At 71.8% G+C, this 20,138-nt stretch carries 15 protein-coding genes and 1 tRNA gene; 3 read left to right on the plus strand and 13 right to left on the minus strand.

Annotated features, from left to right (window positions below; all coding sequences use genetic code 11):
* The first annotated feature begins 2 nt into the window (after positions 1–2).
* Positions 3–449 (plus strand): hypothetical protein, encoded by a 447-nt coding sequence (locus FDM97_RS22375; protein WP_137992291.1) that lies wholly within the window; start codon positions 3–5, stop codon positions 447–449.
* On the plus strand, positions 418–1,131 hold the full coding sequence (locus FDM97_RS22380; RefSeq protein WP_137992292.1) for a class I SAM-dependent methyltransferase: 714 nt from the start codon (positions 418–420) through the stop codon (positions 1,129–1,131). Before FDM97_RS22375 ends, FDM97_RS22380 begins: the two co-directional genes overlap by 32 nt.
* Here FDM97_RS22380 and FDM97_RS22385 read toward each other — a convergent pair whose 3' ends face one another.
* Positions 1,132–3,708, minus strand: coding sequence for a GmrSD restriction endonuclease domain-containing protein (locus FDM97_RS22385; RefSeq protein ID WP_137992293.1), 2,577 nt, complete (start codon positions 3,706–3,708; stop codon positions 1,132–1,134).
* 105 nt (positions 3,709–3,813) lie between these two features.
* Positions 3,814–3,898, minus strand: a tRNA-Leu gene (locus FDM97_RS22390).
* Positions 3,899–4,182: 284 nt separating this feature from the next.
* On the opposite strand from FDM97_RS22390, the gene FDM97_RS22395 reads away from it, so the two are divergent.
* A complete protein-coding gene (locus FDM97_RS22395; RefSeq protein WP_137994963.1) occupies positions 4,183–5,451 on the plus strand; it encodes a DUF2254 domain-containing protein in 1,269 nt (422 codons plus the stop codon).
* 106 nt (positions 5,452–5,557) lie between these two features.
* On the opposite strand, the gene FDM97_RS22400 is transcribed toward FDM97_RS22395, so the two are convergent.
* The 11 genes from FDM97_RS22400 to FDM97_RS22450 form a co-directional block, all read right to left on the minus strand.
* Positions 5,558–6,661 (minus strand): sugar phosphate isomerase/epimerase family protein, encoded by a 1,104-nt coding sequence (locus FDM97_RS22400; protein ID WP_137992294.1) that lies wholly within the window; start codon positions 6,659–6,661, stop codon positions 5,558–5,560.
* Between the two features lie 49 nt (positions 6,662–6,710).
* The gene (locus FDM97_RS22405; RefSeq protein WP_137992295.1) at positions 6,711–8,114 is read right to left on the minus strand and encodes a nucleotide pyrophosphatase/phosphodiesterase family protein; all 1,404 of its coding nucleotides are present in this window, start codon (positions 8,112–8,114) and stop codon (positions 6,711–6,713) included.
* Positions 8,111–9,280 carry a metabolite traffic protein EboE gene (gene eboE, locus FDM97_RS22410; RefSeq protein WP_137994964.1) on the minus strand — a complete coding sequence of 390 codons (1,170 nt, stop codon included), beginning with the start codon at positions 9,278–9,280 and terminating at the stop codon, positions 8,111–8,113. The genes FDM97_RS22405 and eboE overlap by 4 nt, the downstream gene beginning before the upstream one ends.
* A 14-nt stretch (positions 9,281–9,294) precedes the next feature.
* Positions 9,295–10,143, minus strand: coding sequence for a TatD family hydrolase (locus FDM97_RS22415; protein ID WP_137992296.1), 849 nt, complete (start codon positions 10,141–10,143; stop codon positions 9,295–9,297).
* Complete coding sequence (locus FDM97_RS22420) at positions 10,143–10,697, minus strand: EboA domain-containing protein (RefSeq protein WP_137992297.1); 555 nt, start codon at positions 10,695–10,697, stop codon at positions 10,143–10,145. Before FDM97_RS22420 ends, FDM97_RS22415 begins: the two co-directional genes overlap by 1 nt.
* Positions 10,691–11,581, minus strand: a complete 891-nt coding sequence (locus tag FDM97_RS22425; protein ID WP_137992298.1) for a sugar phosphate isomerase/epimerase family protein — start codon at positions 11,579–11,581, stop codon at positions 10,691–10,693. Before FDM97_RS22425 ends, FDM97_RS22420 begins: the two co-directional genes overlap by 7 nt.
* A complete protein-coding gene (locus FDM97_RS22430; RefSeq protein ID WP_432816236.1) occupies positions 11,578–12,699 on the minus strand; it encodes an SCO3242 family prenyltransferase in 1,122 nt (373 codons plus the stop codon). The genes FDM97_RS22425 and FDM97_RS22430 overlap by 4 nt, the downstream gene beginning before the upstream one ends.
* Positions 12,696–13,808, minus strand: coding sequence for an inositol-3-phosphate synthase (locus tag FDM97_RS22435; protein WP_137992299.1), 1,113 nt, complete (start codon positions 13,806–13,808; stop codon positions 12,696–12,698). The genes FDM97_RS22430 and FDM97_RS22435 overlap by 4 nt, the downstream gene beginning before the upstream one ends.
* Before the next feature lie 89 nt (positions 13,809–13,897).
* On the minus strand, positions 13,898–17,626 hold the full coding sequence (locus FDM97_RS22440) for a ThuA domain-containing protein (protein ID WP_137992300.1): 3,729 nt from the start codon (positions 17,624–17,626) through the stop codon (positions 13,898–13,900).
* A 221-nt stretch (positions 17,627–17,847) separates the two neighbouring features.
* Positions 17,848–18,852, minus strand: coding sequence for a sugar phosphate isomerase/epimerase family protein (locus FDM97_RS22445; RefSeq protein WP_137992301.1), 1,005 nt, complete (start codon positions 18,850–18,852; stop codon positions 17,848–17,850).
* A 14-nt stretch (positions 18,853–18,866) separates the two neighbouring features.
* On the minus strand, positions 18,867–20,126 hold the full coding sequence (locus FDM97_RS22450; RefSeq protein WP_137992302.1) for a Gfo/Idh/MocA family protein: 1,260 nt from the start codon (positions 20,124–20,126) through the stop codon (positions 18,867–18,869).
* Positions 20,127–20,138: the final 12 nt, after the last annotated feature.

Raw genomic sequence — 20,138 nt, forward strand, 5'->3', positions numbered from 1 at the left:
CGATGGCGACCCTCCTGACGCTGAGATCGCGCAGGACCACGGAGACCGGCTCGACCCGCCTGGTCGTCCCGCCTGGCTTCCGTACCGCCCTGGGCTGCGACGCGGTCGGCGTGCCGGCGCGCTACGGCTTCCGGATCCTGTCCCGTCTGCCCGCCAAGGGCTGTGTCTACGCGGACACCGACTGGTGGTGGTGGCTGGTCCCGGCCGGCTCGGACCTGGACCTGACCTGGCCGATGCCGGCCTGCTACGCCCCCGGCACGGAGATCCCCGACCGCCGCCCCCGCCTGATCCACCACCCGGACGGGACCTCTCCGTACACCCCGCCGATCCCGCTCTATCTGCTGACCTGCCAGCTGACGGGGATCGCGCCGTCCTGGCCCGTCCTGCGCACGCGCGGTGGCGGCGTACTGTCGGAGCATGTTCACCCCTCAGGGCCCGACCGTCCGTGAGCTGGCCGTGCAGGCCCTCTCCTCGGTGGAGCACGGCTACGACCTGCTGGCGACGAAGTTCGACGAGACCCCCTTCCGCACCCCGGACCGCCTCCTGTCGGCGGTGACGGACACACTGCGCCCGCTCGGCCCCTTCGACACGGGCCTCGACCTGTGCTGCGGCACGGGCGCCGGCCTCTCCGTCCTGCGCTCCCTGTGCACGGGCCGGGTCACGGGCGTCGACTTCAGTACGAACATGCTGACCCAGGCCCGCCACGCCCACCCCACGGCCACCCTGATCCGCGCGGACGCCCTGGCCCTCCCCTTCGCCCCCACCTTCGACCTGGCGGTCAGCTTCGGCGCCTTCGGCCACTTCCTCCCGTCCGATCAACAATCCCTCTTCACCCAGACCCACCGGTCCCTCCGCCCGGGCGGCCTCCTCGCCTTCCCGCTCCCGGCCCCACCGCGCGTGGGCTCGCTCCCGTACTGGACCCTGCTGGGCTTCGACGCGGCGATGCGCGTACGGAACGCGGTGTGGCGACCACGCTTCGTCATGTACTACCGCACGTTCCGGCTCGCGGACGTGCGGGCCCGGCTGGAGAACGCCGGGTTCGAGGTGGAGCTGACGGCGATCGAGTCCCTGGGGTGCCGGGAGGACGGGAGCCCGAGGTGCAGGCTGGTGCTGGCGCGGAAGCAGCCCTGATCACTGACTCTGCTGGCGGAACCACTCCAGGACCTCGGCGAAGCGGTCGAGGCCCTCGCCACGAAGCACCGTCAGAGGGAAACTCGGGCGTCGCCCGACCAGTTCGGCGTCGGGCACCGCCAGGTTCACACCAGGAATGGCGTTCAGCCGGTCACGCAGCTCGGCCAGGAGCAGCGGCCTCGTGAACGGTTCCCGCTTGGCCAGGTAGGCGAAGACGACTTCGACGCTTCCCGAGCGCGGATAGAAGACGACCGGCCAGACGGCACCCTGAGGGCCCGGCCCTTGACGGAGCATCGGCGCACAACTCGTCTCCTCGGCCGCCCCGTACCAGAGCCAGCCGCCTGCGGCCTCCCACCGCTCCAGCAGCCCCACCACCCCGTCGGCGAGGTCGGGTCGGTGCCGGCGCAGCAACGCCCTGAAGTTGTCGTGCCGTTCACCGGAGACCTCGGGTCGCGCTGTCGCGCCTTTCGCGTCCTTCGCGCCCTTCCCTTCCTTCGTGTCCGACGCGAGGGTCAGCCCGGGCTCGACCATGGCGGCGAGGCCCGTCGCGCCCACCCGCTGGGCCTTGTCGGCCGCGGCTCCGACGAAGCGGACGCCCTCGCGCTCGAGCGCCTCTCGCTGTGACTCGGTGCGCCCGTCGAACCAGCTGAAGTCCGGTGACGACGTGCCGTCCGCCCGCAGGACACGATGCGCGTTGGGGACGTCCGCGTGCTTGGCCAGATAGGCCCCGACCGTCTGCGGGATCCCCGCGCCCGTGGCCGCCGCGAGATCCTTGTACGTGGTCCAGCTGCCCGCGGGCAGCGAGGCGAGCACCTTGCGCAGCCGCAGCCACTCGGAGCGCTCGTCGGAGTGGGCCGCGTCGGCCGGCAGCGGCGCGGACCAGATCCGTACCGCGCGGTCGGCCAGCTGCTCCGCACGGCCGAGGATCTCCGTCCTTCCCCAGCGCTCCGCCGCTGCGATCTCCCGGTTCATGCGCAGGGCGCTCTGATCCAGGATCTGCTGCTTGCGCTCGAACGGGTGGTTGGACAGCCGTCCGTTCTCCCCGGTCAGCGTCAGGTTGCCCAGGGTGTGCACCAGCGCGTCGTGCAGTTCCTCGGGCCGCTCGCCGTCCACGGCGTCCTCCCTGAGCATGTCGAGCCACTCCTGGCCGGCGCGCTGGGGCATGACGTGTTCGATGGTCGCCCACGCACGTGAGAAGTCCACGGGCTCGGGCGCGGCATAGCTCTCCTCGAACCGTCTGAGGACGAAGGAGCGGTGCCGACTGCTCCCCTGCCAGTAGAACGGCTGGGTGCGGATGGCCTCGCGGAGCTCCTCGTCGCGTGGCCAGCCCCGGCGCGGTCCTGACAGATAGCGGTGCACGGCCTCCGACAGCGGCCGGTCCCGCTCCAGGGCGGCCGGCAGGGCGGCCAGGATCTGGCGGACGCTGTGGGAGGGCTCGCGGCAGATCATGCGGCGGACGAGGAAACTCTCCACGTGCCTCAGCGCCAGGAGCGCCTCGTCGGCCGAGGCCTCTCCTCGCTCCACCTGATCGAGAATGTGGAGAGCGGGCGGATAGTGGGCCTCGCCACCCCACTCCGTGAGCCGTTCGAGTACGGCTCGGAGCTCTGCGTCGGGCTCCCGCCGGTGCTCGAAGACACGCAGCAGGAGACGGCCGAGACGCCGGAGCCGTACGAGATCGTCGCGCAGCCCCTCTTCGCCCGCCTTCTCCACGATCTTGGCCATCCTGCGCTGCTGGCCCTGGTACACCTCGCTGCTGGTCGCCCTCGTCTGCCCGTGAAGCACCAGGTCCAGCCAGGCGAGGGTGGTCAGCCGGTGGGCGCCCAGCTCGGTCTGCATGGGCAGCCACACCTTGTCGTACACCTGCTCGCCCAGGCGCGGCAGCTGCATGAAGACGTAGTTGCGCAGCAGGTCGGCCTGGCTGAGGGGCTTGCCGGTGTTGTTGAGCGACTCGAAGATCCGGAAGACGTTGTCCCGCGGCCCGGAGGTGATGGTCACCAGCGTCAGCCGGTGGCGCAGCGCCTGGTCGATGTGGCGGACGGCGTCCCACTCGCCGACCGGGTCGTGTTCGGCCAGCGCGGAACGGAAGAAGCGGTAGGCGGCACCGATGCTGTCGTCCCCGCCCGCGGTGGGGTCCGCGTCCACGCACGCGAGGTACGCGGGCCGGTCCGCCTGGGTCGGAAGCAGCCGGTAGGCGTCGAGGCCGCTGTAGTCCTCTTCGTTGACGAGATACCGGCGATGGATGAGGTCCGCCTTGCCCGTGTCGAAGCCGCGCACGTGGTCGCGCAGCGCGCAGGCGAGGAGCATGAGCGTGGTCAGCCGTTGCTGCCCGTCGATGACGGTCCAGCGCTGCACCGTGTCGGGCAGTGGGGGGATCGGGTCGAGGACCAGCGGCCCCAGAAAGTGCCCGGCGGCCTCCTCCGAGTCACCGCCCGCGCACACCGTCGCCTGCTCGAACAGGTCGTCCCACAGGCGCTGGTGATCGACGGCGTCCCAACTGTACGTGCGTTGGAAGAGGGGGATCTGGAACTGGTTGTCCCCCTGGATCAGACGCTGAAAGGTCGTCTCGCGCGCTTCCATCCCGAACCCCACCCCTGGCCGCCGGTCGATCACTCGCACTCTAGCTGGCCATAACGCAAAGTGCTGGCCGGGTTACCCGACCAGCACTTGATACGTCGATCTTTGTGTCCGAGGGGGGACTTGAACCCCCACGCCCGATAAAGGGCACTAGCACCTCAAGCTAGCGCGTCTGCCATTCCGCCACCCGGACCAGGTGTTGTGTCGCTCCGGGGCGTTCCCCGCGGCGACATGGATAACTCTACCAGGGGTTCGAGGTGCCTTTCACCCACGTTTCCCGTGGTCAGTGACGTGCGGTGGCCTTGAAGTCCTTGATCCAGTCCCTGTGGACCGGGCAGGTCTACGGAGTGTCGTCGTACCTGTACGCGCAGTGGAGGGAGCGGCGGCAGGCGTGTGCGGGGCGTCGCCCCGCTTCGGGCGGTTCGGGCGCCTAGCCTGCGCGGGGTGAGTTACCTCTCCGAGTACCGCAGGCCCCGGATGCTGTCTCCGCTGCGGGAGCATCTGCGGGACACCTTCTGGTTCGCGCCGATCACGGCGCTGATCGCCGTGTTCGTGTTGTGGACGATGGCGGCCCTCGTGGACGAGGCCATCATCGAGTATCTGCAGGACGAGCGGGAGTACGGCGCGGTCACCGACCTGATCGGGATCGTCGAGGACGCCAAGACGATCGTGACGACGATCAGCTCGGCGATGATGACGTTCATCGGTGTCGTCTTCTCCATCTCGCTGGTCGCGGTGCAGATGGCGAGCGGGCAGTTCAGCCCCCGCGTGGTGCGGATCTTCATCCGCAGCCGGATCACCAAGGCGACCTTCTCCGTCTTCCTCTCCACGTTCCTGTTGTCGCTGCTCGTCCTCACCTCGTACGACAGCGAGACCGATCCCCGGTACGTCTCGACCGTGCCGCTGGTGCAGTCGATCCTGACGCTGGTGATGGTGGGGCTGAGCCTGCTGCTCTTCGTGGCGTACGTGAACACGACGCTGCGGCTGATGCGCGTGGGGCACGTGGTGGACCACATCGCGCGCGAGGCGTTCGGTGTGCTGGCGAATCAGCCGCGGCACGAGGGTGAGGTCGGCGACCTCGGGGATCCGACCGCGTACGTGGTGCACCGGGGGCGCGCCGGGGTGCTGCGGGATGTGAATGTCGCGCTGCTCGTGCGGGCCGCCCAGCGCCACGGCGTCGTGCTGCGGCTGCTGCCGCGGATCGGGGACTTCGTGGTGCCGGGCACGCCGGTCCTCGCCGTGCACGGAGGGCAGGTGCCCCGCCGGGTGGGGGCGGCCATCTCCGTCGGGATCGAGCGGACCTTCCACCAGGACCTCGGCTTCGGGCTGCGGCAGCTCGCGGACATCGCCCTGCGGGCGCTCTCCCCCGCGGTCAACGACCCGACGACCGCCGTGCAGTGTCTGGACCGGATCACACAGCTGCTGGCGGAGCTGGCGCACCGCCCCCTGGGGGCCGTCCACCATCGCGACGGCAAGGGCGCGGTCCGGCTGGTCCAGGACGTGCCGGGGTGGCCGAATCTGGTGGACCTGGGGTTCACCGAGATCCGGGGCTGCGCGGCGGGGACCCCCCAGGTGTCGCGGCGGATGCTGGCCGGGCTCGACGATCTGCTGTCGTTGGCGCCGGAGGAGCGGCGCGGGCCGCTGGTCCGGCACCGCACGCTCCTGGTGCAGCTGGTGGAGCGTACGGCGCAGGAGGCTGCCGACCGCGCCTTCGCGCTGGAGGCGGACCGTCAGGGGATCGGGTGACGGGGCGGGTGCCGGGTGCATCCGTCGGGACGGCCCCGGGCCCGCCAGGTTGCGGCGAACCCGCGGCCGATCAGCCGGGACGGGTGAGGGGGAGGGGTGCCCGGGGTCAGCAGTCCTTCTCGCGCAGGGAGTGGAGGTGCGCGCTGGACTTGCGGGCGAAGTCGAACGACTCCACCGGGTTGTCGCGTTCGGCCTGCCAGTGGTGGGAGCGGTATCCCTGCTGGGTGCGGTTGACCGCCGAGATGAAGCGTCCGTAGTCGATGTCTCCGTCCCCGACGTCCGCCATGCGGTAGCCGTCGCGGACGGATTCGTCGCGTTCGCCGTCCTTCACGTGGAAGAGCGGATAGCGGTGGGGCTGGTCGAGGACGTAGCCGAGCGGGTCGAAGGGAGCGGGGGTGCCGTCGGCGCGGCGGGAGAAGCGGAACTGGGCGACGTACGCCCAGTAGACGTCCATTTCGAGGTGGACGAGTGCGGGGTCGGTCTCGGCGAGCAGGACGTCGTAGAGACGCACGTCCGGGCGATCGGTGGCGAAGGAGAACTCCTCGGCGTGGTTGTGCTGGTAGAACTTCATGCCGCGCTTCTTCGCCTCGGCGCCGTACCGGTTGAACTCCTCGGCGCAGCGCTTCCAGCCGTCGACGGTGGCGCCGTAGCGCCAGGGGCCCGAGGCGGTGCCGATGTGCGGGAGGCCGAGGGCCTGGGCGTCGTCGAGGACCTGGGTGAGGTTCTGGGCGAAGGTGTACGCCTTGGCGTCGGAGGAGTAGTAGCCGACGTGGCTGCCGATTCCGCGCAGGCCGTGGTCACGGGTGAGCTGCTTGAGCTCGGCGAGGGTGATCGGGCCCGCGGAGCCCTGGCCGTAGCCGGCGAACTCGATCTCGTCGTAGCCGTACTTCTTCAGCTCGGCGAAGACGGTGGCGAAGCCGAGCGTGGCGACCTTGTCGCGCAGGGAGTAGAGCTGGATGCCGAGGCGGCCGGGCGGCAGGACGGGGCGGCCGTTGCCGTTGCCGTTGCCGTTGCCGTTGCCTTGGGTGGCGGGGTCGGTGGCTGCCTCGGGGGTGTCGGCTGCGGCGGCGGTCGGGGCGGTCGCGCCGAGGAGGGCCGCGGCGGTGGTTCCGGCGGCGACGCCGAGCATGCCGCGTCTGCTGAGCCTGTGGACGAGTTCGGGGTCGGCGGGAGTACGGGAGGTCCGGTGGGTGCGGTGGGTGCGGCTCATCTGTGGATAACTCCTCGTTGTCGGTGGGGTCTGCTTCACTGGAGTCCGGTCAGTGAAGACCGGCCAGTCGAAGCAAGAGGGACTTCACATCGGTGGCCGCTACGCGGCCGCTCACAGCGCGGGGGGCGGAGCACAGAATGAGCGGACTGTTGTCGTCGTCATCGCTCGTGGGGAGGCGGCCATGGCTGCCGCGAATAGGTGAGGGGTCGAGGGGTACGACCGCCGGCCGGTAGCGCATACCGAGCTTCTTGCGGGCGATCGCCTTCGCCGCCTTGATCCGTATGTACGGGTCGAGCGGGTCCATGAACAGCTCGACGGGGTCGTAGCCGGGTTTTCGGTGGATCTCGACGAGCTGGGCGAAGTCCGGGGCCTTCGCGTCGTCGAGCCAGTAGTAGTACGTGAACCATGCGTCGGGTTCGGCGAGGGCGACGAGTTCCCCGGAGCGGGGGTGGTCGAGGCCGTGCTCCTTCTTGCCCTCGTCGTCGAGGAGCCGCTCGATGCCGGGCAGTGCGGCGAGGGTCTCGCGGACGGTGTCGAGGTCTTCGGGGCGTCGCACGTAGACGTGGGCGATCTGGTGGTCGGCGACCGCGAAGGCGCGGGAGGTCATCGGGTCCAGGTACTCCATGCCGTCCTGGGTGTGGACCTCCAGGAGGCCGGCTCGGCGCAGGGCGCGGTTGATGTCGACGGGCCGGTTCACCCGGGTGATGCCGTACTCGGAGAGGGCGACGACCGTTCGTCCTTCGGTGCGGGCGTCGTCGAGGAGGGGGGCGAGGGCGGCATCGAGGTCGGCTGCGGCGCGCGCGGAGCGCGGGTCGTCGGGGCCGTACCGCTGGAGGTCGTAGTCGAGGTGCGGGACGTAGGCGAGGGCGAGGTCGGGGCGGCGGGTGCGCAGGATGTGGCGGGTGGCGTCGATGATCCAGCGGCTGGAGACCAGGTCGGCGCCCGGACCCCAGAAGTGGAAGAGGGGGAAGGTGCCGAGTTTCTCGGTGAGTTCGTCGTGGAGGGCCGGGGGCCGGGTGTAGCAGTCGGGTTCCTTGCGTCCGTCGGCGTAGTAGACGGGACGGGGGGTGACGGTGATGTCGGTGTCGGCGCCCATGGCGTACCACCAGCAGATGTTGGCCACGGTGTAGCCGGGGTGGGCGCGGCGGGCGGCGTCCCAGAGTTTGTCGCCGGAGACGAGGCCGTTGTGCTGGCGCCAGAGGAGGACCTCGCCGAGGTCGCGGAAGTACCAACCGTTGGCGACGATGCCGTGTTCGGAGGGGAGCGTTCCGGTGAGGAAGGTGGACTGGGCGGTGCAGGTGACGGCCGGCAGCACGGTGGAGAGGGGGGCTTGCGAGCCCGCTGTGCCGAGGGCCCGCAGGTGGGGCATGTGGGCCAGGAGGCGTGGGGTGAGACCGACGACGTCGAGGACGAGAAGGGGGGTGGGTGGGTTGTCGCTGCGGGGGCCGGTCATGGGAGTTCCTTGAGGCCAAGATCGGTCAACAGGTCGCGGGCCAGGGTGAGTTCGGCGGCGATGCCGTCGGCGAGGCGGGCGCGGGTGCGGGGGCGCCGGTCGGCCGGGAGCGCCTGCCAGGTGTAGGTCTCGACCTCCAGGTGGTGCGTGCGGGGATGGGGGCCGCCGACGAGGAGCGCGAGGGTGGTCCGGAGTACGGGCAGGGTGGAGGTGAGCGGGGGCGCGGGCGGGGCGTGCAGGGGGACGTGGAAGTGGGCGCGCCAGGGGGCGCCGTCGGGGAGGGACCGTCCCGCGACGGCTTCGGGGAGGTCGTCGGTGCCGCGCAGTCCGGCGGCGGTCCGCGTGCGGGTCTGGTGGAGGAAGCGGGGTTCGGCGTACGCGGCGAGCGCGGCGCGGACCTCGGGGAGATGGGGGTGTTCGGCGTGCAGGGCCGCGGAGAGCTGGGCCTTGACCACGGGGATGCCGGCGGAGCCGAGGGCGTCCAGGGCGGTGTGCGGATCTTCGAAGGAGGTGGCGAGATGGCAGGTGTCGAGGCAGACGCCGATGCGGGGGCTTGATACGGCGGCGAGCGGGGCGATCGCGTCGGTGGTGGTCTCGATCGTGCAGCCGGGTTCCGGTTCGAGTCCGATCCGGACGGATTTGCCGGTGAGTTCCTCAAGGGCGTCGAGGCGCTCGGCCAGGGTGGTCAGGGCGGTGCGGGCGGTCTCTGCGGCCCGGGCGTCGAAGGGGGTGCGCCAGGCGATCGGCAGCGTGGAGACGGAGCCGGCGGTGATGTCGTCGGGAAGGAGGGCCGCCAGGAGACGGGCCAGGTCGGTGGTGTGGGCGAGACGCTCGGGGCGGGTCCAGTCCGGCTGGTAGACGCGGTACTTGACCTCTTGGGCGCCGAACCCCTCGTACGGGAAGCCGTTGAGCGTGACGACCTCGAGACCGCGGCGGTCGATCTCGGCGCGCAGCGCGCGAAGGGCGGCGAGGTCGGTCATCAGGGAGCGGGCGGCGTCCCGGGCGAGCCAGAGTCCGATGCCGAGACGGTCGCGGCCGAGACGCCGGCGGACGGGTTCGCAGTGGTCGCGGAGCTGGGCGAGGACGCCGTCGAGGGTCTCGGCGGGGTGGACGTTGGTGCAGTAGGCGAGATGGACGGTGGAGCCGTCGGGGTGGCGGAAGCGCATGGGGGCGGCCTGCCTCATTCCCCGCCGCGGAGGATGGAGTTGCCCTGATGGGAGGTGTCGGACGAAGGGAGGTCGAGCCGCAGGCGGCCGCTGAGGCCGTAGAAGGCGACGGGGTTGCGCCACACCACCTGGTCGACGTCGTCGGCGGAGAATCCGGCGGCGAGCATCGCGTCGGCGGCCTTGCGGGTCATGAGCGGATCGCTCTTGCCCCAGTCGGCGGCCGAGTTCACCAGGACGCGCTCGGTGCCGTGGTCCTTGAGCACGGCGACCATGCGGTCCTCGTCCATCTTGGTGTCGGGGTAGAGGGAGAAGCCGAGCCAGGCGCCGCTGTCGGCGGCGTCCTTGACGGTGGTCTCGTTGAGGTGGTCGAGGAGGACGCGGTCGGGGGCGAGCGCGGATTCGCGTAGGACGTCGAGGGTGCGGCGCAGCCCGGCGAGTTTGTCGCGGTGCGGGGTGTGGACGAGGGCGGGCAGGCCGTGGTCGGCGGCGAGCTGGAGCTGGGCGGCGAGGGCGGTGTCCTCGGCGGGGGTCATGGAGTCGAAGCCGATCTCCCCGACGGCGACGACGTGGTCCTTGACGAGGTAGCGGGGAAGGGCGTCGAGAACGGGGGTGCAGCGGGGGTCGTTGGCCTCTTTGGGGTTGAGGGCGAGGGTGCAGTGGAGGGCGATGCCGTACTGGGCGGCCCGGAAGGGTTCCCAGCCGAGGAGCGAGTCGAAGTAGTCGAGGAAGGAGGCGGGTGACGTGCGGGGCTGGCCGAGCCAGAAGGAGGGTTCGACCAAGGCGCGGACTCCGGCGTCGTACATCGCCTGGTAGTCGTCCGTGGTGCGCGAGGTCATGTGGATGTGGGGGTCGAAGATGCGCATCAGGACTCCTGCGTGGGGGTGGTGAGGGCGAGGACGCGGTGCAGGTCGTCGGGGACGGTGCGGCCGGCGGCGGTGCGTTCGGCGGCGTAGTCGGCGAGCATCCGGGCGAGTTCGCCGTCACCCCGGGCGCGTTGGGCCAGGCCGGCGACGGTGTCGACGGGGACCCCGGTGAAGAGGCACTTGAGGACGGCGTGGCGCCAGGCGTGCGGGGCGAGATGGGCGGCGGCGTAGGGGCCGAGGGCGGCGGAGAGCAGGGTGGTGTCGTGGGTGCGCAGGGCGTCCTCGACGAGGGGCAGGGCCTGTGGGCCGGTGAGGAGTGAGGGGAGGGAGAGGAGGACGGCGCGGCGTTCGGCGGCGGAGCCGTGGTGGTAGAGGCGGGTGAGGATGTCCGTGTCGGCGCGGGCCGCCCTGAGGAGGAGGACGCGGGCGGAGTCGGCGTGCTCCGGGCCGCAGTGCCGGCCCGCGGAGGCGAAGCGCAGCTCCCAGAGGGTGGTGCGGGCGGCGGCGGCGCTGAGGGCCTCGTCGAGCCAGGCGCGGGCGGAGTCGGTCAGCATGCCGCGGCCTCCCGTGGGGTGAGGTGACGCCGCAGGAACGCGAGGGAGGTACGGGCGAGTTCGGGGCCGGCGTGGGAGTGGCGGGGCAGTTCGACGACTGTCAGGCCCTGGTATCCGGAGGCGGTGAGTGCGCTGAGGGCGGCGAGGACGGGTGGGAAGTCGATGTCCCCGTCGCCGAACGGGAGGTGCTCGTGGGCTCCCCTGCGCATGTCCTCGATCTGGACGTGGTGCAGCCAGGGGGCGGCGGCGCGGACACAGTCGGCGGGCGGCGCGGACTCCAGACACTGGCAGTGCCCGATGTCGAGTGTGAGGCCGAGGTGGCGGGGGTCCGGGTCGCCGAGGAGGCCGCGGAGGGTGTGGAAGTCGTCGAGGGTGGCGAGGAGGTGACCGGGTTCGGGTTCGATGGCGAGGGGGACGCGGGCGGCGGCCGCGGCTTCGAGGACGGGGGTGAGGGATTCGGTGAGGCGCTTCCAGGCGGTGGATTCGGAGGTGGCCTGGGGGGTGACGCCGCTGAAGCAGTGGACGGCGTGGGCGCCGAGGTCGGCGGCGACGCGGACGGCGCGCAGGAGGAGGCGCGTGCGGGTGGCACGGGCGTCGGGGTCCGGGTCGAGGAGAGAGGGGCCGTGCTTGCGCCGCGGGTCGAGGACATAGCGGGCGCCGGTCTCGACGGTGACGCCGAGGCCGAGCGCTCCGAGGCGCCGGGCCAGTCGGGCGGTGCGGGCGGGGAGGTCGGGCGCCAGGGGGTCGAGGTGCATGTGGTCGAGGGTGAGGCCGACGCCGTCGTAGCCGAGGTCGGCGAGGAGGGCGAGGGCGTCGTCGAGCCGGAGGTCGGTGAGGCCGTTGGTGCCGTAGCCGAGGCGCACGGCGGGGGGTCGGGGGCTCATGTGGGGCTCACCTTCCGGGCGAGAGCGCGGGCGAGCGGGGCGAGGCCGAGCAGCGCGAGTGCGGTGACGGGTGCGCCGGCTCGGGCGGCGAGGGTGGCCTGGAGGGGAATCAGTGCGCGGATGCCGGCGCCGACGGAGCGCTGGGTGAGAGGAGGTGACGGGTTGAGGGTCGCGTGGAGGAGGGGCGTGGCGGGGGTGCGGGCGTAGGCGGCGGCAAGCGTGGTGGTGAGGAGGGGGCCCACTGTGGTGGCGGTACGCGCCCCGGAACCGCGGGGCGGTGCGCCCAGGGGCGAGCCCGTCGGGCCGTCGGCCGGCCCCCGGCGCCGGTGGGCCGCCCGTTCGGTGGAGCCCCGGGCCGAGCGTCTCGCGTGGCTCACCGCGAGGATGGAGGCTGCGCCCGTTGCGCCGGGCGGGCGGGCCCCTGCGGCCGCGGCCACCGCGAGGGTGGTGGCCAGGGCCAGCAGCGGGGCGCGGGTCGAGCCGCCGTGGGCTTCGTGGCGGGAGACCGCGGTGACCGCGTAGGTGTGGGCGGCCAGGAGGGCGGCGGAGGGGAGGGGGCGGGGGGAGGGGGACCCGCCCCCCGTGGCGGTGGCACCGAGGAGGAGGTCCAGGGCGCGGGCCGTCGCCATCGCCGCCGGCCCCGCCGGGGTGTGCTTCCCGTGCAGGTCGTAGGACCAGACGGTGGCCGCGAGTGCGGTGGCGACGCCGAGCGCCGGGCGGCCCGCGCGGGCGGCGAGGCCGAGGCCGGCGGCTGTGAGCGCCGCGGAGGCGGCGAGGGCCGCGTGGGGGGAGATCCGGCCCGAGGGGATCGGGCGGTGGGGGCGGTCGACGGCGTCCTCGGCCCGGTCGGCCCAGTCGTTGAGCGCCATGCCCGCCTCGTACAGGCAGAGGGAGGAGCCGATGGCGAGGAGTGTGCGCCGGTTCGGGCGCAGGCCTGCGGCCGCCGCGCCCGCGAGGGCGTCACCCGGCACGGTGAACAGTGCCGAGACGCGGAACAGTTCCGCCCAGGCGGTCAGGCGCGCGCCCACCGTGCGCGTCGCGCTTTCGGAGCCCACGCCGCTCCCGGTCTGGGCTCCACCCGTACGCGTCCGCGTCCCCGTACGCGTTTCCCCGCTCACCGGCCCTCCCCCAGCCGTGCCGCGAACGCGATCAGGCGGGCGTACTGGTCCGCCAGGCCCGCGGGGGCGGTGTCGCCGTCCGGGTCCTTGAAGTAGAAGGCCAGCTCCTCCAGGGGGCCCGTGAGGCCCCGCTCGTGGGCTCGGGCGGTCAGGCGGGCCAGGTCCAGGACGAGGGGGGCCGCCAGGGCGGAGTCGCAGCCCTGCCAGGTGGTCTGCAGTGTCATGCGGGAGCCGAGGAAGCCGTCGAAGGCGATGTGGTCCCAGGCGGTCTTCCACTCCCCCATCGCCGGTACGTCGTCGATGTGGACCTCGCCCTCCGGGGCCCGGCCGAAGATCTCGGCGAGTACCCGTTCCTTGCCCGCGTTCTTCGCCGCGGCGGCGGCCGGGTCGGCGAGGGCCGCCCCGTCGCCGCCGCCGAGGAGGTTGGTGCCGGACCAGGCCCGTACGGTCAGGGCCCGCTGGAGGAACATCGGGGCGAGGACGGAGCGCAGCAGCGTCTGGCCGGTCTTGCCGTCCCGGCCGGCGTGGGGCAGGCCGCTCGCCGTGACGGTGGTGGCGAGGGCGGGGTGGCGCAGCCCGGTCGAGGGGGTGAAGTTGACGTGGGGGCAGCCGGCGCGCAGTGCCGCGGCCGCGTAGAGCGTGCTGGGCGGAAGTCCGGCGCCCCCCGACGCCGGCTCCGTCGTCGCCACATTGACGACGATCACCCGCTCCAGGTCCAGTCGTCGCCGGAAGTCCGTCAGGTCGGCGGCGAAGGCGGCGATCAGTTCCTCCTCGTCGCGGGTCTCCCCGGGCAGGGGGCCGCCGGGGCGGATCTCCGCGTCGGCGGCCGCCAGTTCGGTGGCGACGGCTGTGGCGAGGCCGTGGGACAGGACGCCGGCGGCGGTGAGTCGCTCGGCGCGTTTGGGCAGGGGGCAGGCGGCGGTGTCGTGTCCGCCGAAGGCCAGGTCTGGCAGTGCGGGGAGGCCCGCGGAGGCGAAGGGCTCGGTCTCGGTGACCATGCCGGTGGGCGGGTGCAGTCCTGCCGTGACCGCGGCGCACCCGGCGATCGCGGTGGTGGCGACGGAGCCTCGCGCGCCGATGAACCAGACTCCGACTCGTGTGCGTGGCATGGCCAGCCTCCCTGGGTCTTTGGGGTGCGGTGGAGACGGCGGGCGGGGGGTACGGCGCCTCCCCGCCCGCCGCCGGCTGAGCGGGAGCTCTATGGGGTCGAGGGGAGCTCCTTGAGCTGGATGTCGCGGAAGGACACCTGGTCGTCGGCTCCGTGGTTCTGGATGCCGATGTGGCCGCCCTTGAGGCTGCGGGCCGGGTCGGTGTTGGTGAAGTCGTTGATCTTCACCCCGTTGAGGAACACCCGGAGCCGTTCGCCCTGTACGCGGATCTCGTAGGTGTTCCACTGGCCGGGTGGCCGCAGGACCGCGTCGCGTGCCGTCAGGTCGGCGGACTTGAAGCCGTAGACGGCTCCGGTGGTCCGGTCGGCGGCGTCGGTGGCGTCGATCTGGATCTCGTAGCCGTTGTTCACGGCGGACCAGGGGTCGTCGGAGGCGGGGAAGCCCACGAAGATCCCGGAGTTGTCGTCGCCCGCCATCTTCCAGTCCAGGGTGAGCGAGTACGAGGTGAACTCCTTGGCCTGGTACCAGAGCATCCCCATGCCGCCGACCGAGCGCAGTTCGCGGTCGGCGATGTCGAAGCCGCCGGGGCCTGCCTGCTTCCAGCCTTCGTGGGTCTCGCCGTTGAAGAGGGTCCGGTAGCCGGTCTGGGGCCGGCAGTCGGCGGCGACCTGGCCGGTGGTGTAGCGCAGTCCGCCGAGCAGGTGTTGCCGGAAGGCGGGTTCGGTGTACGACTCCTTGGTGTGGCCGCCGCCGGTGTAGAAGGAGCGGCCGCCGCCGTAGGTCTGGCACCAGGCGATGGGGTGGTCGCCCTTCATGGTGCCGCCCTGGTAGGTGGTTTCGTCGAGGGTGGCGAGGATGCGGGCCTGGCCGCGGGGGTTGGTGCGGTAGTTGTACCACTCGTCGGTCCGCTGCCAGGGGCCGTCGATGTGGGCGGTCGCCGGGTGGGCGTCGTCCTCGACCCGTACGGTCGCGGGCTGGATCTGGGGGTGGGAGGCGAAGTGGGCGCCTACGAGTCCGCCGTAGAACTCCCAGTCGTACTCGGTGTCGGCGGCGGCGTGGATGCCCATGTAGCCGCCGCCGGTGGAGACGTAGTTCTCGAAGGCGGCCTGCTGTTGGGGGTCGAGGACGTCGCCGGTGGTGGAGAGGAAGACGACGGCGTCGTAGCGGGCGAGGTTGCTGGTGGTGAACTGGCGTGGTTCCTCGGTCGCGTCGACGGTGATGCCGCTGTCGGCGCCGAGTTCCTTGAGGGCGGTGATGCCGGTGCCGATCGAGTCGTGGCGGAATCCGGCGGTGCGGGAGAAGACGAGGACGCGTTTGGCGTCGGGGGCGGCCGCGGCGGCGGAGAGGGTGAAGTCGTCGACGTCGTAGAGGGCGCCCGCGCCGCCCTTGAAGACGAGGAAGAGCTGGGTGGTCCTGCGGGGTACGTTGCGCAGGGGTACGTCGATGTCCTGGAAGGTCTCCCAGCTGCCGGTCACGGGGACGGGTGAGGAGCCGAGCAGGGTGCCGGTGGGGGATCCGGTGCGGATTTCGAGGAAGCCGCCGGCGCCGCCGGAGGAGACGCGTGCGGTGAGTCGGGTGGAGCCGGTGAGGTTGTAGGGCGTGAAGGAGATCCAGTCGCCGTTGTCGATGTCGCCGACGGTCCTGCCGCCGTGTGCCTGGGTCTTGTCGTAGGTACGGATGCCGCTCTGGGCGTCGAAGTGTTCGGCCTGGCGGTGGCGGGGCTGGAGTTTGGCCTGGTCATGGCTGGTGAGCGGGGCCTGGCCGCCGCCTCCGCCGTCGGTGTACTCGGCGTCGAGGACGGCGAAGATGTTGGCGTCGTCGTCGTGGCCGCCGTCGGCGTCGGTCTTGATGGTGCCGGTGCAGCCGTTGGCGGAGGTGACGGGGTGGCCGTGGCTGTCGTGGCCGAGGATGTAGGTGACCTTGACCTTGGCGCAGTCGATCGTGCCGTCCTCCGGGTCGGTGACCGTCACCTTGAAGGGGATCTCGTCGCCGAAGGTGAACAGGGCGCCGTCGGCGGGGAGTTCGAGGGTGATCCTGGGTGCGGTGTTGCCGACGACGACGCGGACGGAGGCGGAGCCGGTGCGGCCGCTGGTGTCCTTGGCCGTCACGGTGGCGGTGTACGTGCCGTTCGTGCGGTAGGTGTGCGTGGGGTGGGGGGCGGTCGAGGTGCCGCCGTCACCGAAGTCCCAGCTGTAGGTGAGGGTGTCGCCGTCGGCGTCGGTGGTGCCTGCCGAGGAGAAGGCGACCTTCAGGGGTGCCACGCCGGAGGTCTTCGTGGCGCTCGCCTCGGCGACCGGTGAGCGGCCGCCGGTGGCGTTCTCGATGCGGTAGAGGCCGGAGTTGTGGTCGCCGCCGAACCAGGCGGTGCCGTAGTCGAGGACGTACAGGGCTCCGTCGGGGCCGAAGGCCATGTCCATGATCTGGGTGCCGGTCCAGGGCACGGGGTTGATGGACTGGACGGCGCCGTCGGCGCTCTGCTCGATGCGCTTGATCCAGCGTCGGCCGAATTCTCCGGCGAAGAAGTCGCCGTCGTACGACTCCGGGAACTTCACCGGGGAGGTGGAGGCGGCGTCGTAGCGGTAGACGGGTCCGCCCATGGGTGATTCGGATCCGGTGCCGAACTCGGGTACGGAGCCTCCGTTGTAGGGGATCCAGGCGGGTTCGGCGGGCGGGAGGTCGACGAGTCCGGTGTTGTGCGGCGAGTCGTTCTTGAGCGCACCGCAGTCGAAGGTCGCGCCCGAGATCCTGGTGGCGAAGTCGTAGTCGACGTAGGGCTCGTTGTTGCCGGTGCAGAAGGGCCAGCCGAAGTTGCCGGGCTTGGTGACGCGGGCGAACTCGACCTGGCCGGCGGGTCCGCGCGTGGGGTCGGCGGCGCCGGCGTCGGGGCCGTAGTCGCCGACGTAGAGGACGCCGGTCGCCTTGTCGACGCTGAAGCGGAAGGGGTTGCGGAAGCCCATGGCGTAGATCTCGGGGCGGGTCTTGTCGGTGCCGGGGGCGAAGAGGTTGCCGTCGGGGATGGTGTACGTGCCGTCGTCGGCGACCTTGATGCGGAGGATCTTGCCGCGGAGGTCGTTGGTGTTGCCGGAGGTGCGGCGGGCGTCGAACGCGGGGTTGCGGCCGGGGCGGTCGTCGATGGGGGTGAAGCCGTCGGAGGCGAAGGGGTTGGAGTCGTCGCCGGTCGAGAGGTAGAGGTTGCCCTGGGCGTCGAAGTCGATGTCGCCGCCGACGTGGCAGCAGATGCCCCGGGTGGCGGGGATGTCGATGACCTTCTTCTCGCTGGCGTTGTCGAGGGTTCCGTCGGCTTTCAGGGTGAAGCGGGAGAGGCGGTTGACGCCTTCGTACGGGGCGAAGTCGGCGGGGGTGCCGTCGCTCGGGGCGTCGCCGGTCGGGGTGGTGAGCGGTGGGGCGTAGTAGAGGTAGATGGCCTTGTTCTGGGCGAAGTCCGGGTCGAGGCCGATGCCTTGGAGGCCTTCCTCGTCGTGGGAGTAGACGGGGATCGTGCCGATGACCTCGGTGTTGGCCGCGGCGTCGGTGCGGCGTAGTTCGCCGCCTCGGGAGGTGTGCAGGACGCTGCGGTCGGGGAGCACGGCCAAGGACATCGGTTCGCCGACTTCTTCGCCGCCCTTGGCGAGGGTGACCTGCTGGAATGCTTCGGCGGCCGCGGTAGCTGCCGTCGTGCCGGCCGCCGTCGTCCTGGTGGTGGTGGTGGTCGTGCTGTCCGGGTCGGCCGCGAGGGCCTGTGGCGGCGCGCCGAGGGCGAGGAGTCCGACGGCGAGGAGGGCGAGCGACTTCCTGGCTCGGGGGCGTTTTCTGTGCACGGGTGTCCTCCGGAGTAGGGCCGGGTGTGCGGGGTGTCCGGGGACCGGCGTGCGCCGTCACGCTGGTCTCATACCTCTGTCACGTCATGTACACATCAAGGACCGTAGCGGGGTTCATCCACTCCGCAAAGCCCTTGTGCACCGATACCGCTGAACTTTTCCCCGAGAGAGGACAAAGCCTCTCTCGGGCCAAGCCGGGCCGATCCGGTCCGGGCAGGGAGCTACCGGTCGCCTCCGAAGGCGGCGTCGAAGGAGGCCGCCGGCGGGTCGAAGTCGAAGCGCCTGAGGTGGGCCAGCGCTTCCGGCGCGCCGGTCAGCCGGTCCATCCCCGCGTCCTCCCACTCCACCGACACCGGCCCGTCGTAGCCGATCGAGCGGAGCATCCGGAACACGTCCTCCCAGGGCACGTCACCGTGCCCGGCCGAGACGAAGTCCCAGCCGCGCCGCGGATCGCCCCAGGGGAGGTGCGAGCCGAGGCGTCCGTTGCGCCCGTCGAGGCGCTTGCGGGCCTCCTTGCAGTCCACGTGGTAGATCCGGTCGCGGAAGTCCCACAGGAAGCCGACCGGGTCCAGGTCCTGCCAGACGAAGTGGCTCGGGTCGAAGTTCAGCCCGAACGCCGGACGGCGGTCGACCGCCTCCAGGGCCCGCTGGGTGGTCCAGTAGTCGTACGCGATCTCGCTGGGATGGACCTCGTGGGCGAAGCGCACACCCTCGGCGTCGAAGACGTCCAGGATCGGGTTCCAACGCTCCGCGAAGTCCTCGAAACCGCGCTCGATCATCCGCTCAGGAACCGGCGGGAACATCGCCACCAGGTGCCAGATCGACGAGCCGGTGAACCCGATGACGGTGTCGACGCCGAGGGCTCCCGCGGCCCGCGCGGTGTCGGCCAGCTCGCGCGCCGCGCGCCGCCGTACGCCCTCCGGCTCGCCGTCGCCCCAGATCCGGGCCGGCACGATCGCCTGATGGCGTTCGTCGATCGGATGGTCGCAGACGGCCTGGCCCACCAGGTGGTTGGAGATCGCCCAGCACGTGAGGCCGTACTTCTCCAGGAGGGCGCGGCGGCCGTCGACGTACGACGGGTCCGCCAGCGCCTTGTCGACCTCGAAGTGGTCGCCCCAGCAGGCGAGTTCGAGGCCGTCGTAGCCGAAGTCGCGGGCGAGCCGGCAGACCTCCTCCAGGGGAAGGTCGGCCCACTGGCCGGTGAAGAGGGTGAAGGGACGTGGCACGGCGACGGTCTCCTTTACTCCTGCGGTACGGGAGTGTGGGCGGTGGTGTGGACGGGGGTGTCGATGGGGGTGTCGATGGGGGTGTAGACGGCGTTCTTGGCGGCGCTCTCCTCCACCGCGGCCAGGACCCGCTGAACCTGGAGTCCGTCGGCGAAGGAGGGCGCGGGGGCGGTCCCGGACGCGATGGCGAGGACCAGGTCGCGGGCCTGGTGGACGAAGGTGTGCTCGTAGCCGAGCGCGTGGCCCGGCGGCCACCAGCCCTCCAGGTAGGGGTGGTCCGGCTCGGTCACCAGGATGCGGCGGAAGCCCGCGGAGGCGGCCGGCTCGGTGTGGTCGTGGAAGGAGAGTTCGTTGAGCCGCTCCAGGTCGAAGGCGAGTGAGCCCTTCTCGCCGTTGATCTCCAGTCGCAGGGCGTTCTTGCGGCCCGCGGCCATCCGGGTCGCCTCGAAGGAGGCGAGGGCCCCGGAGGCGAGCCGCCCGGTGAACAGCGCGGCGTCGTCCACCGTCACCGTCCCGTACGCACCGCCCGCCGCGGCCCCGGAGAGGCCGGCCGACACCCCGGCGAGCAGCGGACGTTCCCGTACGAAGGTCTCGGTGAGCGCCGAGACCCCGACCAGGAGCTCCCCCGCCAGATACTGCGCGAGATCGACGGCGTGCGCGCCGAGGTCCCCGAGGGCTCCCGATCCCGCGTGCTCGCGCTCCAGGCGCCAGGTCAGCGGAAAGCCCGGGTCGACGAGCCAGTCCTGCAGATACGTGACCCGTACGTGGCGGAGCGCGCCGAGCCTGCCCTCCGCGACGAGCCGGCGGGCGTACGCGATGGCCGGCACGCGCCGGTAGTTGAAGCCGACCATGGCGACCTGGCCGCGGGCCGCGGCCGCCTGTGCCACGGCGGCCATGGCCTCGGCCTCGGCGACGGAGTTGGCGAGCGGCTTCTCGCACAGGACGTGCTTGCCCGCCTCCAGGGCGGCGACGGCGATCTCCGCATGGCTGTCGCCGGGGGTGCAGACGTCCACGAGCTGGACGTCGTCGCGGGCGACGAGGGCGCGCCAGTCGGTCTCGGCGGCCGCCCAGCCGTGCTGCGCGGCGGCGGCCCGTACGGCGGCCGCGTCGCGGCCGGCGACGGCGGCGAGGACCGGTCGCATCGGCAGGTCGAAGACGCGTCCGGCGGTGCGCCACCCCTGGGAGTGTGCGGCGCCCATGAACGCGTAGCCGACCATGCCGATACCGAGTGTCGGCGGCGTGGCCTCGCCGGCCTCGCTGTCCCTCTGTTCCATACGGATTCCTCC

This window comes from Streptomyces vilmorinianum (genome assembly GCF_005517195.1).
Taxonomy (GTDB): Bacteria; Actinomycetota; Actinomycetes; order Streptomycetales; family Streptomycetaceae; genus Streptomyces; species Streptomyces vilmorinianum.

Coding starts and splice junctions, on each gene's coding strand:
- FDM97_RS22375 (WP_137992291.1), top strand. CDS start 3: ATGGCGACCCTCCTGACGCTGAGATCGCGCAGGACCACGGAGACCGGC.
- FDM97_RS22380 (WP_137992292.1), top strand. CDS start 418: ATGTTCACCCCTCAGGGCCCGACCGTCCGTGAGCTGGCCGTGCAGGCC.
- FDM97_RS22385 (WP_137992293.1), bottom strand. CDS start 3,708: ATGGAAGCGCGCGAGACGACCTTTCAGCGTCTGATCCAGGGGGACAAC.
- FDM97_RS22395 (WP_137994963.1), top strand. CDS start 4,183: ATGCTGTCTCCGCTGCGGGAGCATCTGCGGGACACCTTCTGGTTCGCG.
- FDM97_RS22400 (WP_137992294.1), bottom strand. CDS start 6,661: ATGAGCCGCACCCACCGCACCCACCGGACCTCCCGTACTCCCGCCGAC.
- FDM97_RS22405 (WP_137992295.1), bottom strand. CDS start 8,114: ATGACCGGCCCCCGCAGCGACAACCCACCCACCCCCCTTCTCGTCCTC.
- eboE (WP_137994964.1), bottom strand. CDS start 9,280: ATGCGCTTCCGCCACCCCGACGGCTCCACCGTCCATCTCGCCTACTGC.
- FDM97_RS22415 (WP_137992296.1), bottom strand. CDS start 10,143: ATGCGCATCTTCGACCCCCACATCCACATGACCTCGCGCACCACGGAC.
- FDM97_RS22420 (WP_137992297.1), bottom strand. CDS start 10,697: ATGCTGACCGACTCCGCCCGCGCCTGGCTCGACGAGGCCCTCAGCGCC.
- FDM97_RS22425 (WP_137992298.1), bottom strand. CDS start 11,581: ATGAGCCCCCGACCCCCCGCCGTGCGCCTCGGCTACGGCACCAACGGC.
- FDM97_RS22435 (WP_137992299.1), bottom strand. CDS start 13,808: ATGCCACGCACACGAGTCGGAGTCTGGTTCATCGGCGCGCGAGGCTCC.
- FDM97_RS22450 (WP_137992302.1), bottom strand. CDS start 20,126: ATGGAACAGAGGGACAGCGAGGCCGGCGAGGCCACGCCGCCGACACTC.